The sequence below is a fragment of the Martinezella multihospitum genome (assembly GCF_900094585.1).
Classification (GTDB): domain Bacteria; phylum Pseudomonadota; class Alphaproteobacteria; order Rhizobiales; family Rhizobiaceae; genus Rhizobium; species Rhizobium multihospitium.
Genome location: NZ_FMAG01000005.1, coordinates 13,088 through 28,506, shown reverse-complemented (window position 1 = coordinate 28,506; position 15,419 = coordinate 13,088). Strand labels below are relative to the sequence as shown.

15 protein-coding genes are annotated in these 15,419 nt (G+C 61.0%); 9 read left to right on the top strand and 6 right to left on the bottom strand.

The window, feature by feature from the left end:
* Positions 1–14 precede the first annotated feature (14 nt).
* The 4 genes from GA0061103_RS20620 to GA0061103_RS20605 all read right to left on the bottom strand — a co-directional run bounded on the left by GA0061103_RS20620 (position 15) and on the right by GA0061103_RS20605 (position 4,972).
* Positions 15–1,076: an ABC transporter ATP-binding protein gene (locus GA0061103_RS20620; protein ID WP_092714496.1), complete on the bottom strand. Its 1,062-nt coding sequence runs from the start codon at positions 1,074–1,076 to the stop codon at positions 15–17.
* Positions 1,073–2,746, bottom strand: a complete 1,674-nt coding sequence (locus GA0061103_RS20615; protein WP_208603542.1) for an ABC transporter permease — start codon at positions 2,744–2,746, stop codon at positions 1,073–1,075. The genes GA0061103_RS20620 and GA0061103_RS20615 overlap by 4 nt, the downstream gene beginning before the upstream one ends.
* Positions 2,747–2,951: 205 nt before the next feature.
* Complete coding sequence (locus tag GA0061103_RS20610; RefSeq protein ID WP_092715148.1) at positions 2,952–3,968, bottom strand: iron ABC transporter substrate-binding protein; 1,017 nt, start codon at positions 3,966–3,968, stop codon at positions 2,952–2,954.
* A 119-nt stretch (positions 3,969–4,087) separates the two neighbouring features.
* Complete coding sequence (locus tag GA0061103_RS20605; protein WP_208603541.1) at positions 4,088–4,972, bottom strand: LysR family transcriptional regulator; 885 nt, start codon at positions 4,970–4,972, stop codon at positions 4,088–4,090.
* Between the two features lie 99 nt (positions 4,973–5,071).
* Here GA0061103_RS20605 and GA0061103_RS20600 point away from each other — a divergent pair, with 99 nt between their 5' ends.
* The gene (locus tag GA0061103_RS20600) at positions 5,072–5,479 is read left to right on the top strand and encodes a CidA/LrgA family protein (RefSeq protein ID WP_092714493.1); all 408 of its coding nucleotides are present in this window, start codon (positions 5,072–5,074) and stop codon (positions 5,477–5,479) included.
* Positions 5,466–6,170 carry an LrgB family protein gene (locus GA0061103_RS20595; RefSeq protein WP_092714491.1) on the top strand — a complete coding sequence of 235 codons (705 nt, stop codon included), beginning with the start codon at positions 5,466–5,468 and terminating at the stop codon, positions 6,168–6,170. The genes GA0061103_RS20600 and GA0061103_RS20595 overlap by 14 nt, the downstream gene beginning before the upstream one ends.
* Before the next feature lie 57 nt (positions 6,171–6,227).
* On the opposite strand, the gene GA0061103_RS20590 is transcribed toward GA0061103_RS20595, so the two are convergent.
* Complete coding sequence (locus tag GA0061103_RS20590) at positions 6,228–7,565, bottom strand: MFS transporter (RefSeq protein WP_092714489.1); 1,338 nt, start codon at positions 7,563–7,565, stop codon at positions 6,228–6,230.
* A 393-nt stretch (positions 7,566–7,958) separates the two neighbouring features.
* Between GA0061103_RS20590 and cyoA the strand changes: the two genes are divergently transcribed.
* The 5 genes from cyoA (at position 7,959) to GA0061103_RS20565 (ending at position 13,118) form a co-directional block, all read left to right on the top strand.
* Positions 7,959–9,077, top strand: coding sequence for a ubiquinol oxidase subunit II (cyoA, locus tag GA0061103_RS20585; RefSeq protein WP_092714487.1), 1,119 nt, complete (start codon positions 7,959–7,961; stop codon positions 9,075–9,077).
* Between the two features lie 47 nt (positions 9,078–9,124).
* Complete coding sequence (cyoB, locus tag GA0061103_RS20580; protein ID WP_092714485.1) at positions 9,125–11,128, top strand: cytochrome o ubiquinol oxidase subunit I; 2,004 nt, start codon at positions 9,125–9,127, stop codon at positions 11,126–11,128.
* 5 nt (positions 11,129–11,133) lie between these two features.
* The gene (gene cyoC / locus GA0061103_RS20575) at positions 11,134–11,763 is read left to right on the top strand and encodes a cytochrome o ubiquinol oxidase subunit III (protein WP_092714483.1); all 630 of its coding nucleotides are present in this window, start codon (positions 11,134–11,136) and stop codon (positions 11,761–11,763) included.
* Positions 11,760–12,164, top strand: a complete 405-nt coding sequence (cyoD, locus tag GA0061103_RS20570; protein ID WP_092714481.1) for a cytochrome o ubiquinol oxidase subunit IV — start codon at positions 11,760–11,762, stop codon at positions 12,162–12,164. Before cyoC ends, cyoD begins: the two co-directional genes overlap by 4 nt.
* Positions 12,165–12,353: 189 nt before the next feature.
* On the top strand, positions 12,354–13,118 hold the full coding sequence (locus GA0061103_RS20565) for an SURF1 family protein (RefSeq protein WP_092714479.1): 765 nt from the start codon (positions 12,354–12,356) through the stop codon (positions 13,116–13,118).
* Positions 13,119–13,635: 517 nt separating this feature from the next.
* Here GA0061103_RS20565 and GA0061103_RS20555 read toward each other — a convergent pair.
* A complete protein-coding gene (locus tag GA0061103_RS20555) occupies positions 13,636–14,202 on the bottom strand; it encodes a histidine phosphatase family protein (protein WP_092714476.1) in 567 nt (188 codons plus the stop codon).
* A gap of 243 nt (positions 14,203–14,445) precedes the next feature.
* Here GA0061103_RS20555 and GA0061103_RS20550 point away from each other — a divergent pair, with 243 nt between their 5' ends.
* Entirely contained in the window at positions 14,446–14,655 is a 210-nt protein-coding gene (locus tag GA0061103_RS20550) for a CbtB domain-containing protein (RefSeq protein ID WP_092714474.1), read from the top strand.
* A gap of 12 nt (positions 14,656–14,667) precedes the next feature.
* The gene (locus GA0061103_RS20545) at positions 14,668–15,408 is read left to right on the top strand and encodes a CbtA family protein (protein WP_092714472.1); all 741 of its coding nucleotides are present in this window, start codon (positions 14,668–14,670) and stop codon (positions 15,406–15,408) included.
* Positions 15,409–15,419: the final 11 nt, after the last annotated feature.

The window sequence follows — 15,419 nt, the reverse complement described above, 5'->3', positions numbered from 1 at the left end:
AACCCAAATGACGCTCAGGCTTCGAGCTTGTTGAAGACATGTGCCTTTCCGATGACGCTTACCGAAACCATGCTGCCGACCTCGGGCAAGCCGACGCCGGAGCTCTTGATGTTCAATGTCTCGGAGCCGTTTGCATTGGAGAGCACGACCGTGACCGCGCAGACGGCGCCGCCGAATTCGATTTCCGTCACCTTGCCGATGCAGGCAGCTCCCGCGCCGGCCTCATCAATAGCCTCGAGGCGCAATTGCTCGGGCCGCAGCATGATGTCGGTGCGCCCCTGCCGGCTCTCGGTATCGACCGGAATCTGTCCAAGGACGCATTTGGCCGATCCTTTATCGAGATCGGCCGAAAGCACGATGGCATCGCCAAGGAAGAGCGCCGTCTCGCGATCCCTGGGGCTGAGATAGAGCGCCTGCGGCGTGCCGGCCTGTATGAGCCTGCCCTCGCGCAGGACAGCAACCTGATCGGCGAAGGACAGGGCTTCCGCCTGGTCATGCGTCACCAGGACCGCCGTGATGCCGGCAATCTGCAGCACGCGGGCGACGGCCTTGCGCATATTTTCACGCAAGCCGGTATCGAGAGCGGAGAAGGGTTCATCGAGCAGCATCAATCGCGGCTTGCGGCCGAGGGCGCGGGCAAGCGCTACGCGCTGCTGCTGGCCGCCAGAGAGCTGATGCGGGCGGCGATCGAGCATGCCGCGGTCGAGCTCGACCATATCGATAAGGGCGTTGATGCGCTGATCACGGTCGCGCGCGCCGCGCTCCATGCCGAAACCGATATTCTCCGATACGCTCAGATGCGGAAACAGGGCGCCATCCTGCGAGACGATGCCGATGCCGCGACGATGCGCCGGCACGATCGCCTCTCCATCGGCCAGGGTTTCGCTTTGAAGCACCACCTGGCCGGCATCGGGGGTCTCGAAGCCGGCGATGATGCGCAGCAGCGTCGTCTTGCCAGAGCCGGAAGGGCCGACGATGGCGGTGCGGCTGCCGGCGGCAACCGTGAGATCGATATTGTCGAGCGCGTGCACGGGGCCGTAGTGCTTGCTGATGTTCTTGATCGCCAGAAAGGTCATTGTCCGGCCGTCCGCTTGGATTGCACGTAAAGGAGAAGGGTGAGCGGCAGCGACAGGACGACCATCATGAAGGCGTAGGGTGCTGCGGAAACATAGTCGATCTCGCTGGTCAGCGACCAGAATTTCGTCGCCAGCGTTTCCGTGCCGTTGGGAGAGAGCATCAGCGTCGCCGTCAGCTCGTTGGTGATGCCGAGCGCGACGAGTGCGACGCTGGCGGCAAAACCGGGAGCGGCAAGCCGCATGGTGATCTGCCGCACGGCTTGCGCCGGCGTGCGGCCGAGCGCCATGGCGGCGCGCTCGAGCTCGACGGGTGCCTGGGCGATGCTGGCGCGGAGGCCAACCATGGCACGCGGCAGGAATAGGAGGACATAGGCGAGCAGCAGCGTCGCAAAGGTTTGATAGAGCGGCAGGATCAGCCGGACGGTGATGGACACCAGGGCGAGCGCGACGACGACGCCCGGCAGCGAGCCGACATAATAGTGGCAGGCTTCAAGAATGCGCTGCAGCCGACCGGGCGCACGCACTGACAGCCATGCCATGGGGGTCGCCGCAATGGTGGCGAGGAGGCCGCCGGCGATCGCGAGAAGAATGGTCTGCAGCAAGGCGGAGCCGACCGTATCGATCCGCCAGACACCCGCACCGCCAAGATAAAGCCAGCGCGCCAGGGTGACGAAGGGAATGCCGAGGGTCAGCGCAGCCGTGATGATGGGCAGCGCGACCGCGGGAACGACGAACCAGCCGAGACGGCGCCGATCGGCCGGCCGGGCTGCACCCGAGCCGATGCGGGCGTAGCGTTCGTTGCCGCGCACCAGCACTTCGATGCCGAGCAGCAGCAGGCAGCAGAAGACGAGGACGCCGCCGAGCATATTGGCGGCCGGGCTGTTATAGGCTGACTGGAACTGATCGACGATCGCCGTCGAAAACGTGTCAAAGCGGATCATCACGTAGAGGCCGTATTCCGCTAGGAGATGCAGGCCGATCAGCAGCGAGCCGCCGCAGATGGCGAGACGAAGCTGCGGCAGGATCGCCCGGAAGAAGACGCGCCAGGGGCCGAGGCCGAGCGAGGCGGCGGCATCCTCGATCGCCGGATCGAGCCGGCGGAGCGCGGCGGCAACCGGCAGGTAGAGGAAGGGAAAATAGGCAAGCACCGAGACCAGCACGCCACTCCAGAGCCCGCGCATGCTCGGCACGAGGCTGACCCAGGCATAGCTGTGCACGAAAGCGGGCACGGCAAGCGGTGCCGCCGCAAGCCACGACCAGAGGCGCGCGCCCGGAATATCGGTGCGCTCCGTCAGCCAGGCGAGCGTGACCGCCAGCAGGATGGAAAGCGGGATGGTGCAGACTTCGAGCAGGACAGTATTGACGAGCAGCTCGCCGACACGGTTGCGGAAGATGAGCGCTATGACTTCGGCCCAGCCGGTGTCGATCGTGATCCAGACGATGAAACCGAGCGGCACCAGGCTCAGAAGCGCGACGACGGAAGCAAGGGCGACGACGGAGGCATGCCGGACGCGGCTGCGGGGGGCAGCCGTCAGCGGGGGCATTCGCATGGCGGCAGGCTCGCCGGCATATGTGTTCTTCTGCAGCAAATCCGAGCTGCCTTTCACGCCCTGAAATAGGAAGGCAATCGCCGCTTGCGGCGATTGCCCGATCGATCGGCCTAGGAGCATGATGCCGAAAAGTGTGAGCGGTTTTCGGACGACATCATGCTCTACGTCTTTGAGTTTAGAGCGGATTCAGATTTTGGGTCGAACAGACCTAAAATCATCCGGCTCTAAAGGCCATCCGTATGCCCCTAGCAGGGCATACGACGGTGATGCAAGAGCAAAGCCCGCCCGAACGCGCTCGAAACGCGCCACGGCATGGGCTTTCTCCTTAGATGAGGCCTGCTTCCGTCATCAGGTCGGTAACCTTCTTGCTGTTCAGCTTCGAAGGCTCGACCTTAGGCGCCTGCAGTTCGGAGAGCGGCACCAGCTTCGAGTTGGAAGCATCGCCGTTGCCGACGGCATATTCATAGGAATCGCCATCGCGAAGAACGGCCTGGCCGCCCTCGCCGGTGATCCACTTCAGGAATGCCTGGGCTTCCTTCTGGTGCTGGCTGGAGGCAAGCACGCCGCCGCCGGAGATGCTGACGAATGCGCCCGGATCCTGGTTTTTGAAGTAGTGAAGCGCGACGTTCTTGCTGTTTTCGCCGGTCTTGGCCTGATCGCCGAACCAGTAGTAGTGATAGATCACAGCACCTTCGATTTCGCCGGCGTTGACAGCCTTCATGGCAACGCTGTTGCCCTTGTAGAAGCTTGCATTTTCCTTCATCGCCTTCAGCCAGGCGCGGGTCGCATCCTCGCCCTTCAGCTCGAGGAACGCGCTGACAATCGCCTGGAAGTCGGCACCAGCAGGCGAAGCACCCCAGCGGCCCTTCCACTTGGCATCGGCGAGATCCAGCATCGACTTCGGCAGATCGGCTTCCTTCAGCTTGGTCTTGTCATAGGCGAAAACTGTCGAACGGGCGGCAACGCCGACCCAGTTGCCATCGGCAGCCTTGAAGGTTTCCGGCACCTGGGCGAGCGTTGCGGCATCGACCGGGGCGAAGAGCTTGTTGGCATCGACCAGCGTCATGCCCGGGGAATTTTCCGTCAGGTAAACGTCGGCGGGAGAAGCAGCGCCTTCCTGGATGATCTGGTTGGCGAACTGCATGTCGCTGCCATTGCGGATCGTGACCTTGATGCCGGTTTCCTTGGTGAAGCCATCCGCCCATGCCTGCGTCAGCGCCTCGTGCTGGGCGTTGTAGACGACGATACCTTCGGATTCGGCGGCGTTCGCCATCATCGGAGCAACGGCAAGGCCCACGGCTAGCGCCAGCGCGCTGGTGAGATGAGAAAAGGAAAAAGTCATAAAGTCCTCTCGCTTGAAAAGCGCTGCCCCCGGCAGCAATTCCGTAGCCTATATTTTTCCTGAGCGTTTTTTTCAAGTTTGCACTCGGCTCGCTTTATCACAAAAGTTTGAAAAGAGAGTCAAGTTTTCACGGCTATCTCCGCGGCGAGGTCGAGCCAGGCGCGGCCGGCATGCGATAAATATCCGCCGCGTCGCCAGATCCAGGCCATATGCCACTCCATTCCCGGCTCGACGACGAGGGCATGGCTGACGCCGGGGCGCTGTCGCTGTTCGGCGATCAGTCGCGGCAGGAAGCCGACGCCGAGGCCGGCGACCACAAGCTCGACGATAAAATTGATCTGGCTTGAACGCGCGGCGATGTCAGGCGCGAAACCGGCGGAGCGGCAGGCATCCAGAATGATGCTATTGAGAGCGAAGCCGGTTTCGAACAGGAGGAAGGGATTGCCCGCCAGCGCCGCAAGCGGCACCTGTTCCTGCCCGGCAAGCGGATGCGCCGACGGCAGGAGGACATGAATCGGCTCGCAGCGTACGCTCTGCCACTCGAAGGCATCGGGCGTCGGCAGCAGCGAAGCGCCGAGATCGACCTCGTCGGCCAACACCATTTCCTCAAGCCGTTTTGCCCCCTGCTCCACCAGCCGGATCTCGATGCCGGGATAGCGGTTGCGGAAGACTGCGAATACCGGAGCGAACAGAGCATCGTTACCGATCGGCGGCAGGCCGAGACGCAAGGTGCCGCGCGTCAGGCCGCGCAGCTCGGACAATTCGGCCAGCAGGTCGTCGCGCCCGACGAGGATGGCAATTGCCCGGCGATAGACCACCTCGCCGGCATCCGTCAGGGTGGTGCGATGACCGATGCGGTGGAGCAAGGGCAAGCCAAGCTCGTCCTCGAGCTGGCGCACGGCCTTGCTGACCGCCGACTGAGTTGTGAATACCACCTTGGCAGCTTCCGAAAAGCCACCCTGGCGCACCACCTCGACGAAGGCTTTCAATGTCCGAAGCTCCATGACCATTCCTTATAGGACTGGATTTTATGAAATCAATTCATTTTGTTCATGCTGAGACAGAGCTTATCTTCAGGCCAGTCAATTTTCCCGAGTTTCTCCATGCGTATCGACCTACAGAACCGTCCGAAACTGGGCCGCCTCGCTCAGATCCTGCTTCTCATTGCCTTCTGGCAGGCGGGGGAAGCCATCGTGCACCTTGCGCATCTGCCGATCCCCGGCGCCATCGCCGGGATGCTCTTGGTGCTGGCGCTATTTGCGAGCGGCAAGGTCAAGCTGACGAGCATGAAGCGCGGCGCGGAGTGGTTTCTCGCCGAGATGCTGCTGTTCTTCGTGCCGGCGGTGCTCGCCCTGCTCGATCATGGCGAATTCATCGGCATCATCGGGCTGAAAGTGCTTGCGGTGATCTTCGCCGGCACCATCATCGTCATGGGTGTCACCGCGATAGCGATCGATATCGGCTACCGCCTGATGATGCGCCAGGGAGCACCCCGTCATGTCCAGCATTGAAGGCCTCGCAGCCGGCCTGTTCTGGCCGCTGGCGACGATCGGACTTTATTATCTTTCCAAGGCGCTCTATCGGCGCCGGCCTTCACTCTGGCTGTCGCCGCTGGTGGCGGTGCCGGCGGTGCTGATCGCCATCGCTCTCGTGCTGCATGCAAACTATCAGGACTATATGCATGACAGCCGCTGGCTGCTGGCCCTGCTCGGGCCTGCGACCGTTGCCTTTGCCGTGCCGATCTACGAACAGCGCGGCCTCATCAAGCGCTATTGGCCGGTGCTGCTGTTCGGTGTGACGGTCGGCAGCACCACGGCGATGGTTTCGGCCTGGGGGCTTGCGAGCCTTCTGGGTCTCGACGAAAGCCTGCGGCTCAGCCTGATGCCGCGCTCGATCAGCACGCCCTTCGCCATGGTGGTTTCAAATGATATCGGCGGTGTGCCCAACCTCACCGCCGTCTTCGTCGTCATCACCGGCCTGCTCGGCGCCGTGGTCGGCCAGATGCTGTTGCGGTGGCTGCCGCTGAGATCAGGCATGGCGCGCGGCGCGCTTTACGGCATGGGCGCGCATGGCATCGGCGTCGCCAAGGCTCACGAGATCGGTCGCGAGGAAGGATCGATCGCCGGGCTCGTCATGGTGCTGGTGGGGCTGACGAATGTATTGGCCGCGCCGCTGATTGCCTGGCTGATGCACTCGGCTTGAACGAAAAAGGGCCGCGGCACGTTCATGCTGCGGCCCTTTTGCATTCGAAGATCCGGCTCAGTTGTCGCGCGTCTCCAGCGTCTTGCTGAAGAAGATCGCAACCAGCGTGCAGACGACGCCGGAGAGCAGATAGAGGCTGGTATAGACGAGGCCGAACTGGCTCGAGAGCGCAAGCGCCACGAATGGCGCGAAGCCTGCACCGATCAGCCAGGACAGATCCGACACGAGGGCCGAGCCGCTATAGCGATAGTTCTGGCTAAAGCGCGAGGCGCTGGCGCCTGCCGCCTGACCGAAGGAAAGGCCGAGCAGCGTGAAGCCGAGAACCACGTAGATGTGGCGGCCGGTCGCGCCGCCATCGAGCAGCCAGGGCGCGACGAAGGCGAAGCAGGCGATCAGCACGGCGCCGATGGCGAGCTGATTGCGGCGGCCGATCCGGTCGGCGAGCATACCGGAACAGATGATGGCGAGAATGCCGCAGATCGCGCCGAGGAACTCCACCAGCAGGAACGAGCCAGGAGTCTGCTCGCTGTAAAGCGTGACCCAGCCGAGCGGGAAGACCGTCACCAGATGGAAGGTCGCAAAGCTTGCCAGCGGCACGAAGGCGCCGATCAGGACATCGCGGCCATGCACGCGCAACAGCTCGGTCATCTTCACGGGTTCAAGCTCGTGGCGCTCCAGCAGCGTGCCGAACTCCTCGGTGGCGACCAGACGCAGGCGGGCGAAGAGTGCGACGACGTTGACGGCGAAGGCGCAGAAGAAGGGATAGCGCCAGCCCCAATCCAGGAAGTCCGCCGTCGTCAGGCTCGTGACGAAATAGGCGAACAGAGCGCTTGCCAGCATGAAGCCGATCGGGGCGCCGAGCTGCGGGATCATCGCATACCAGCCGCGGTGGTTGGTGGGTGCGTTCAGAGCCAGCAACGAAGCCAGGCCGTCCCATGCACCGCCGAGCGCAAGGCCCTGACCGATGCGGAAAATGGCAAGCAGGACGATCGCATAGACGCCGACTTCGGAATAGCCGGGCAGGAAGCTCATGGACGCCGTGGAACCACCGAGCAGGAATAGCGCGATCGTGAGCTTGACGCCGCGGCCATAGGCGCGGTCGATCGCCATGAAGATGAAAGAGCCGATCGGGCGCGCAATAAAGGCGAGCGCGAAGACCAGGAAGGAAAGCAGCGTGCCATGCAGCGGGTCGGCGAAGGGGAAGATCAGCTTCGGGAAGACCAGAACCGATGCAATAGCATAGACGAAGAAATCGAAGAATTCGGACGTGCGACCGATGATCACGCCGATGGCGATATTGCCGGGGGCGACGGAGCCACCCGCATGCATGCTGCGGGCATCGCTCTCCAGAGTTGAAGATGTGGGGTTCAGTGATTCATGCGTAACGCTGACCATGCGCGGGAGCCTCCCTCTCCGAGCACGAATTCCTCCACGAATTCGTGCATAATGAAAATGTCGATCAAACGTGCGAACATATCAAGTATCGAGCATGAAATAATTCGCAAATTAGCAATCAAATCGGGCCATTTCCGCCTTTGACGCCGCATTTCAGATCAGACAGGAACCGTCGCCGATAGCCATTTGTTCCGATCCAGGTATATTGGCGGCGATAAAAGCGAATGGCCTCATGGAAAACCTTCTGGATTTCTGAGGGTTTTCCCGATACGTGGGACAGCATTCCATACCGCAATGCACTCAAGCTTGCTGCGGTGCGACGAAACACCTCATATCGTTCATGACCGCCGTCCTTTAGTCGCGGTAGGGTCGAAACAAAAAGAGCTTTAAGACGTGCCAAGACTATCGAAGATTTTCAGCCGTTTATCCGTCATCCCGTTGTTTCTGCTGCTGTCAGGTTGCAATCTGGTGGTGATGGCTCCCTCCGGCGATATCGCCATGCAGCAGCGGGACCTCATCATCGTCTCGGTCGTGCTGATGCTGATCATCATCATCCCGGTGATCTTCCTGACGCTGTTCTTCGCCTGGAGATACCGCCAGTCGAACACAGAGGCGACCTACGAGCCGGAGTGGCATCATTCGACGCGTCTGGAGCTGGTCATCTGGTCCGCTCCGCTTGCCATCATCATCGCGCTCGGCGCGGTGACCTGGATCAGCACCCATCAGCTCGACCCCTACCGTCCGCTGGACCGCATAGCCGCCGACAAGCCGCTCAGCGCCGACGTGAAGCCGCTGACGGTCGAAGTGGTGGCGCTCGACTGGAAATGGCTCTTCTTCTATCCGGAATACGGTATCGCTACCGTCAATGAGATAGCCGCTCCCGTCGATCGGCCGATCAACTTCAAGATCACCGCTTCGTCGGTGATGAATTCCTTCTTCATCCCAGCGCTGGCCGGTCAGATCTACGCGATGCCGGGCATGGAGACGAAGCTTCACGCCGTCATCAACCATCCCGGCGAATTCCAGGGCCTGTCGGCCAACTACAGCGGCGCCGGCTTCTCGAACATGCGCTTCAAGTTCCACGGCTTGGATCAGGCCGGTTTCGACCAATGGGTCCAGAAGGCAAAGAGCCAGGGCACGGCGCTCGGCCGCAATGAATATATGGCGCTCGCCAAGCCCAGCGAACGAGAGCCGGTACGCTACTTCAACGCCGTCGACGACGGGCTCTACAACGCCATCCTCAACGTGTGCGCCGATCCGAGCAAGATGTGCATGAGCGAGATGATGCATATCGACGCCAAGGGCGGTGCCGGCAAGGAAAGCCACGAAAACCGCGAGCGTCTGATCTACGACAACCGCGAAGACGACCCGGCCGCCGTCACGCCAGTCAAGGCCGATGGCGGCGCCGTTCACACCATGCAGCATGGAGACAACTCGATGCCGGGCATGGATATGGGCAACGGCTCTTCTTCCGATTCGTCGACCGGTTCGGCGCAGCATCAGGGTCATTGATCCGGTGCGCTCAATAACAAGACATTCATAAGGGACAGAGGCAATCCATGTTTTCCAACCCGGACCTCTATAAATTCATCTTCGGTCGGCTGACGCTCGACTCCATTCCGTATCACGAGCCGATCCTCGTCGTGACCTTCCTCGGTGTCGCCATCGGCGGTATCGCCCTTCTCGGCCTGCTGACCTATTTCCGCCTCTGGGGCTATCTCTGGAAGGAATGGTTCACCAGCATCGATCACAAGAAGATCGGCATCATGTATGTCGTACTCGCGCTGATCATGCTGCTGCGCGGTTTCTCCGACGCGCTGCTGATGCGCCTGCAGCAGGCGATCGCCTTCAACGGATCCGAGGGCTACCTGCCGCCGCACCACTACGACCAGATCTTCACCGCCCACGGCGTCATCATGATCTTCTTTGTGGCGATGCCCTTCGTCACCGGCCTGATGAACCTCGTCGTGCCGCTGCAGATCGGCGCCCGCGACGTCTCCTTCCCGTTCCTGAACAATTTTTCGTTCTGGATGACGACGGCAGGCGCGATCGTCATCATGATCTCGCTCTTCATCGGCGAATTCGCGAAAACCGGCTGGCTGGCCTATCCGCCGCTTTCCGGCATCGCCTATAGTCCTGATGTCGGCGTCGACTATTATATCTGGGGCCTGCAGGTCGCGGGTATCGGAACGACGCTCTCGGGCATCAACCTGATCGCCACCATCGTCAAGATGCGCGCGCCGGGCATGACCTTCATGAAGATGCCCGTTTTCACCTGGACGTCGCTCTGCACCAACATCCTGATCGTTGCGTCCTTCCCGATCCTGACCGCAACGCTCGCACTGCTCACCCTCGATCGCTACGCCGGAACGAACTTCTTCACGAACGACCTCGGCGGCAATCCGATGATGTATGTCAACCTCATCTGGATCTGGGGCCACCCGGAAGTCTACATTCTGATCCTGCCGGCTTTCGGCGTCTTCTCGGAAGTCGTCGCCACCTTCTGCGGCAAGCGCCTCTTCGGCTACGCCTCGATGGTCTACGCCACCTGCGTGATCATGATCCTCTCCTACCTCGTCTGGCTGCACCATTTCTTCACGATGGGCTCGGGCGCCAGCGTCAACTCCTTCTTCGGCATCACGACGATGATCATCTCGATCCCGACGGGTGCGAAGCTCTTCAACTGGCTGTTCACGATGTACCACGGCCGCATCCGCTACGAGCCGCCGATGCTATGGACCGTCGGTTTCATGGTGACCTTCACCATCGGCGGCATGACCGGCGTCATGCTCGCAGTTCCGCCGGCCGACTTCGTGCTGCACAACTCGCTGTTCCTGATCGCCCACTTCCATAACGTGATCATCGGCGGCGTGCTGTTCGGCATGTTCGCGGGCGTCAACTACTGGTTCCCGAAGGCCTTCGGCTTCAAACTCGACCCGTTCTGGGGCAAGATGAGCTTCTGGTTCTGGCAGATCGGCTTCTGGTTCGCCTTCATGCCGCTCTACATCCTCGGCCTGATGGGCGTCACCCGCCGCGTCAGCCAGTTCGACGATCCGTCGCTGCAGATCTGGTTCATCATCGCAGCCTTCGGCGCCGGCCTCATCGCCATCGGCATCGCCTGCTTCCTCATCCAGCTCGCCGTCAGCTTCATGAAGCGCGAAGAGCTTCGCGACCACACAGGCGATCCCTGGGGCGGCCGTACGCTCGAATGGTCCACCTCGTCGCCGCCGCCGGCCTACAACTTCGCCTTCACGCCGATCGTCTACGATCACGACGCATGGTGGGACATGAAGAATCGCGGCTACGTCAGGCCAACCGAAGGCTTCATCCCGATCCACATGCCGAAGAACACCGGCACCGGCATCATCCTCGGCGTTCTCTCCATCGGCTTCGCATTCGGGATGATCTGGTACATGTGGTGGCTCGCCGCCATCACCTTCGTCGCGATGCTCGTCGTTACGATCGGCCATACCTTCAATTACAAGCGCGACTACCACATCCCCGCCGACGAGGTCGTCAAGACCGAGAACGAGCGCACGAAACAGCTCGCAGGACAGGTGTAAGACTTATGACGACCTCAACCGCACACGCTCCCAAGGATGGCGAAACACCCGCCTTCTACATGACGGAAGAGCATCATCCGGAAGGCAGCACCATGCTGGGCTTCTGGATCTACATCATGAGCGACTGCCTGATCTTCGCAGTCCTCTTCGCCACCTTCGCCGTACTCGGCCACAGCTATGCGGCCGGCCCGTCGCCGGCCGACCTCTTCGAGCTGCCGCTCGTCGCCCTCAACACGGCGATGCTGCTCTTCTCGTCCATCACCTATGGTTTCGCCATGCTGGCGATGGAGAAGAACAACAAGTCGGGCACGCTGATGTGGCTGACGATTACGGGTATCTTCGGCGCCCTCTTCATCTTCTTCGAACTTTATGAGTTCTATCATCTGATCCTCGACGGCGCCGGCCCGCAGCGCAGCGCCTTCCTGTCGGCCTTCTTCACGCTGGTCGGCACGCACGGTCTGCACGTCACGACCGGTATCGTCTGGCTGATCACGCTGATGGTGCAGGTTGGCCGCTACGGCCTGATCCCGGAAAACAAACGCCGCCTGATGTGCCTTTCGATGTTCTGGCACTTCCTCGACGTCGTCTGGATCGGCGTGTTTTCTCTCGTCTACCTCATGGGAGTTCTCGGATGAGCTCGAACGCAAACCATTCGCATCATTCCGGCGACGCCCACGGCCACGATCACCATGGCGGCCACGAGGCGGCACACGGCACCTTCAAGAGCTACATGACGGGGTTCATCCTCTCCGTCATCCTGACCGCCATTCCCTTCTGGCTGGTCATGGCCAAGGTGATCCCCGATCCGGCCGTCACCGGGGCGATCGTCATGATCCTCGGCGCGATCCAGATCGTCGTGCACATGATCTACTTCCTGCACATGAATACCCGCTCGGAAGGCGGCTGGAACATGATGGCGCTGATCTTTACGATCGTAATCGTCATCATCGCACTGTCCGGCTCGCTCTGGGTCATGCATCACCTCAACGCGAACATGATGCCCATGTCGCCCGAGATGATGCGCAACATGCCATAAGATCGAGCGGCGGGCCTTCAGGCGAAGGCCCGCCCTCTTCCCGGCGCGAAAATTCCGCCGGATGCTGCGCGGTGCATTCTCGAAAATGCCGGTAGCCGCAGCCGAATATTCCCGACGACGCGTGATCTTCAGCGAAGAGAATCGAACCTCCCGAAATCATGCGGCAGCGCCTCCCCGGAGACCAGCGCCATGACCGACATTTCCTCGACCACATCGCAGAGCCAGCCGCGCTCGACGCTTACCCTTGCCATCTGGGTATCGCTGCTTCTGCTTCTCACAGTCTTCCTCATCGGGCTCGGCACCTGGCAGGTGAAGCGGCTGCACTGGAAGTTGGATCTGATCGCCAGGGTCGATGCCCGCGTCCACGCACCGGCGGTTCCGGCTCCCGGTGCCACGCAGTGGGCCGATGTCACGGCAGAAAACTCGGAATACAAGCATGTGCAGGCGAGCGGGACTTTCCTCAATGACAGCCAAGCGCAGGTCTATGCCTCGACTGCGCTTGGCGCAGGCTACTGGGTGCTGACGCCGCTGAAGCTTGCAGACGGCACGATCATCATCGTCAATCGCGGCTTCGTGCCGACCGAAAAACGCAATCCGTCGACGCGTGCCGAAGGCGAGATTGCTGGCGAGACGACCGTTACCGGCCTGCTCAGGATCAATGAACCTAAAGGCACGCTGCTGCGTTCGAACGTGCCGGCGGACGAGCGCTGGTATTCACGCGACGTGACGGCGATCGCGGAAGCCCGCGGGTTGCAGAAGGTGGCGCCCTACTTCATCGATGCCGACGATGCGAAAAATCCGGGCGGACTGCCCGTGGGAGGTCTGACGCAGATCACCTTCCACAACAGCCATCTCGTCTATGCCATCACCTGGTACGGACTGGCCGCGATGACATTCGGCATGGCCGGATATCTCGTCTACTCCGAACGGCGGCGGGCCAAAGCGGGCCGCTGATCGCCACCCTTTGCTTTCACGCAATTTCCAGCGCGAAACCGCACTTTTGTGGAAACTGCTCTGGCGAGATGGGTGATAGCACCGCTTATGCCGTGGGGATGGGAATGTTATGATCGAGGTTGGATTCGACGATGGTTTAAACAAAAAGTGAAGCGGCTGAAGCAGCAGTTTTGAGGTAGCGCTCCTCACGATAGATAGTGTCAAATAATAGCCTGGAAATATTCAGAATAATGGATTGGTTCCCTATAGTCTTCATCGCGTTCAAGGTTCTCGTGTTAGGCACGGGCATGTTCTTCGCCATCAAGTGGCATCACCATCAAGGGAAGAAGAATAAATAACAAAACCAGCGGACCGTAAGCGCCCGCCGAACACAAGTTGTCACAGCCGCGACGTCCGGGATCGGCTGGCTTGGCCAGACAATACGGCGCCATCTTCGTCCATTGGGGTCAAGTCAGAATAAAACGGCCCATCAAAAGCTTGAATCACATCAAGCCAATGTTGTGAATCCCCACAGACCTTAGATCGTCATCTTCGGGAAGCGAAGCTGCCAGCGCCGGCCGTCGCTCGTCATTTCGACGATCCCGAACGGCTCGACATCAACAGCCCAGAATGCCGCAGGCGGCGCCTGCAGGGCCTGCAGAACGGCAGCGCGAATGACGCTTGCATGGGTGATGACGACGATATGGCCGGCATCCTCGATATGGTTTCCCATCCATTCGCCGACGCGTTTCATGACCGACGACAGGGCTTCCCCGCCATGCGGCGCGACCGACGTATCCGTCATCCAGAGCGCCAGAGAATCCGCGTCCTTTTCATGCAATTCTGCAAGGGATTGCCCCCGCCAGTCGCCATAATCGCATTCGCGCAAGGCGACATCCGGGATGGCGTCGAGACCAAGAACCGTGGCGGTCTGGCGCGCGCGCAGAGCCGGGCTAGCCCAGACCCGATCGATAGCCCCCAGCCCGAAGGATAAGGATTGAGCCTGCTGAGCCGCCTTCGCCTCCAAGGGTTCGTCATCCGGAAAGCAGCCATTCCGATTGGCTTGCGTCGCCCCATGGCAAATCCAGCTCAAACGCGTTTTCATAAGACTGTCCCAACTCCATCCCCTGCCGCGCTCTTGTCGCGATTTCGCATCGCAGTGGCGCTTGATTGACAACCATCTTTACAAATAGATATAAACTTGCACTTGCGGGTGCGGAAGCCGGTGGAATTCCGGCGCGGTCGCGCCACTGTAATCGATGACGGAAGCTTCGCCTTCGAGAGCCAGACCCTTCCCGCAAGAACCCTTCCGCAAATGGAACGCGCTTTTCTTCAAGAGGGAGATACAATGTCCGACACCACTTTCGCCCCAACCGCCATTCCGCAGCCGATTCCACTCGGCCAAATTCTGCCCTGGGCCATTTTTGCCGGCCTGCTGATGCTGCTCGCGATCTATTTCGTCGGCGCAGAGGAAGGCGCGACCTCGCTCATCTCGGGTATGTATGTGCATGAATTCGTGCATGATGCCCGTCACCTTCTCGGCTTCCCCTGCCACTAAGGGGTCAAGCACATGGTTGGACGTCTTTTGCTCCGCGGCATGATCGTCGGGGCCGTTGCCGGTATTCTCGTTTTTGCCTTCGCCCACATCTTCGGCGAACCGCTGGTCGACTGGGCCATCGGCTTTGAAGAAAAGGCCGCACAGGCGGCCGGCGAAGCGCCGGAGCCGGAAATCGTCAGCCGCGCCACACAGGCGGGCATCGGTCTCCTCACCGGCAGCGTGATCTTCTCGACCGCAATAGGCGGGTTGTTCGCGCTGGTCTTTTCCTTTGTCTACGGTCGCGTCAGCCCTCTCGGCGCGCGCGGCACGGCAGCGCTGCTCGCCATCGCCGCTTTCGTGACGATTTCGCTCGTGCCCGACATCAAGTATCCGGCAAACCCGCCGGCCGTCGGCAATCCCGATACGATCGGCGCAAGAACGGAACTGTTCTTCATCATGATCGTTGCCTCCGTCGTCGGCATGATCGTCGCCGTGGGCTTCGGTCGCAGGCTGGCGGCGCGATATGGCTCCTGGAACGGTGCGATCATTGCCGGCATCGGCTACATCGCCTTCATCGCGCTGATCCAATATCTGCTTCCTCCCATCAACGAAGTGCCCGAGCAATTCTCCGCCGTCGTGCTCTGGCGCTTCCGCATCACATCGCTCGGCATGCACGCCATCCTGTGGACGACGCTTGGGCTTGCCTTCGGGGCCTGGGCGGAACGCCAGCTGCCGCAGACACGCTATGGCAATGCAGCCCTTCGCCGGGCTTAGTGTGGTAAATA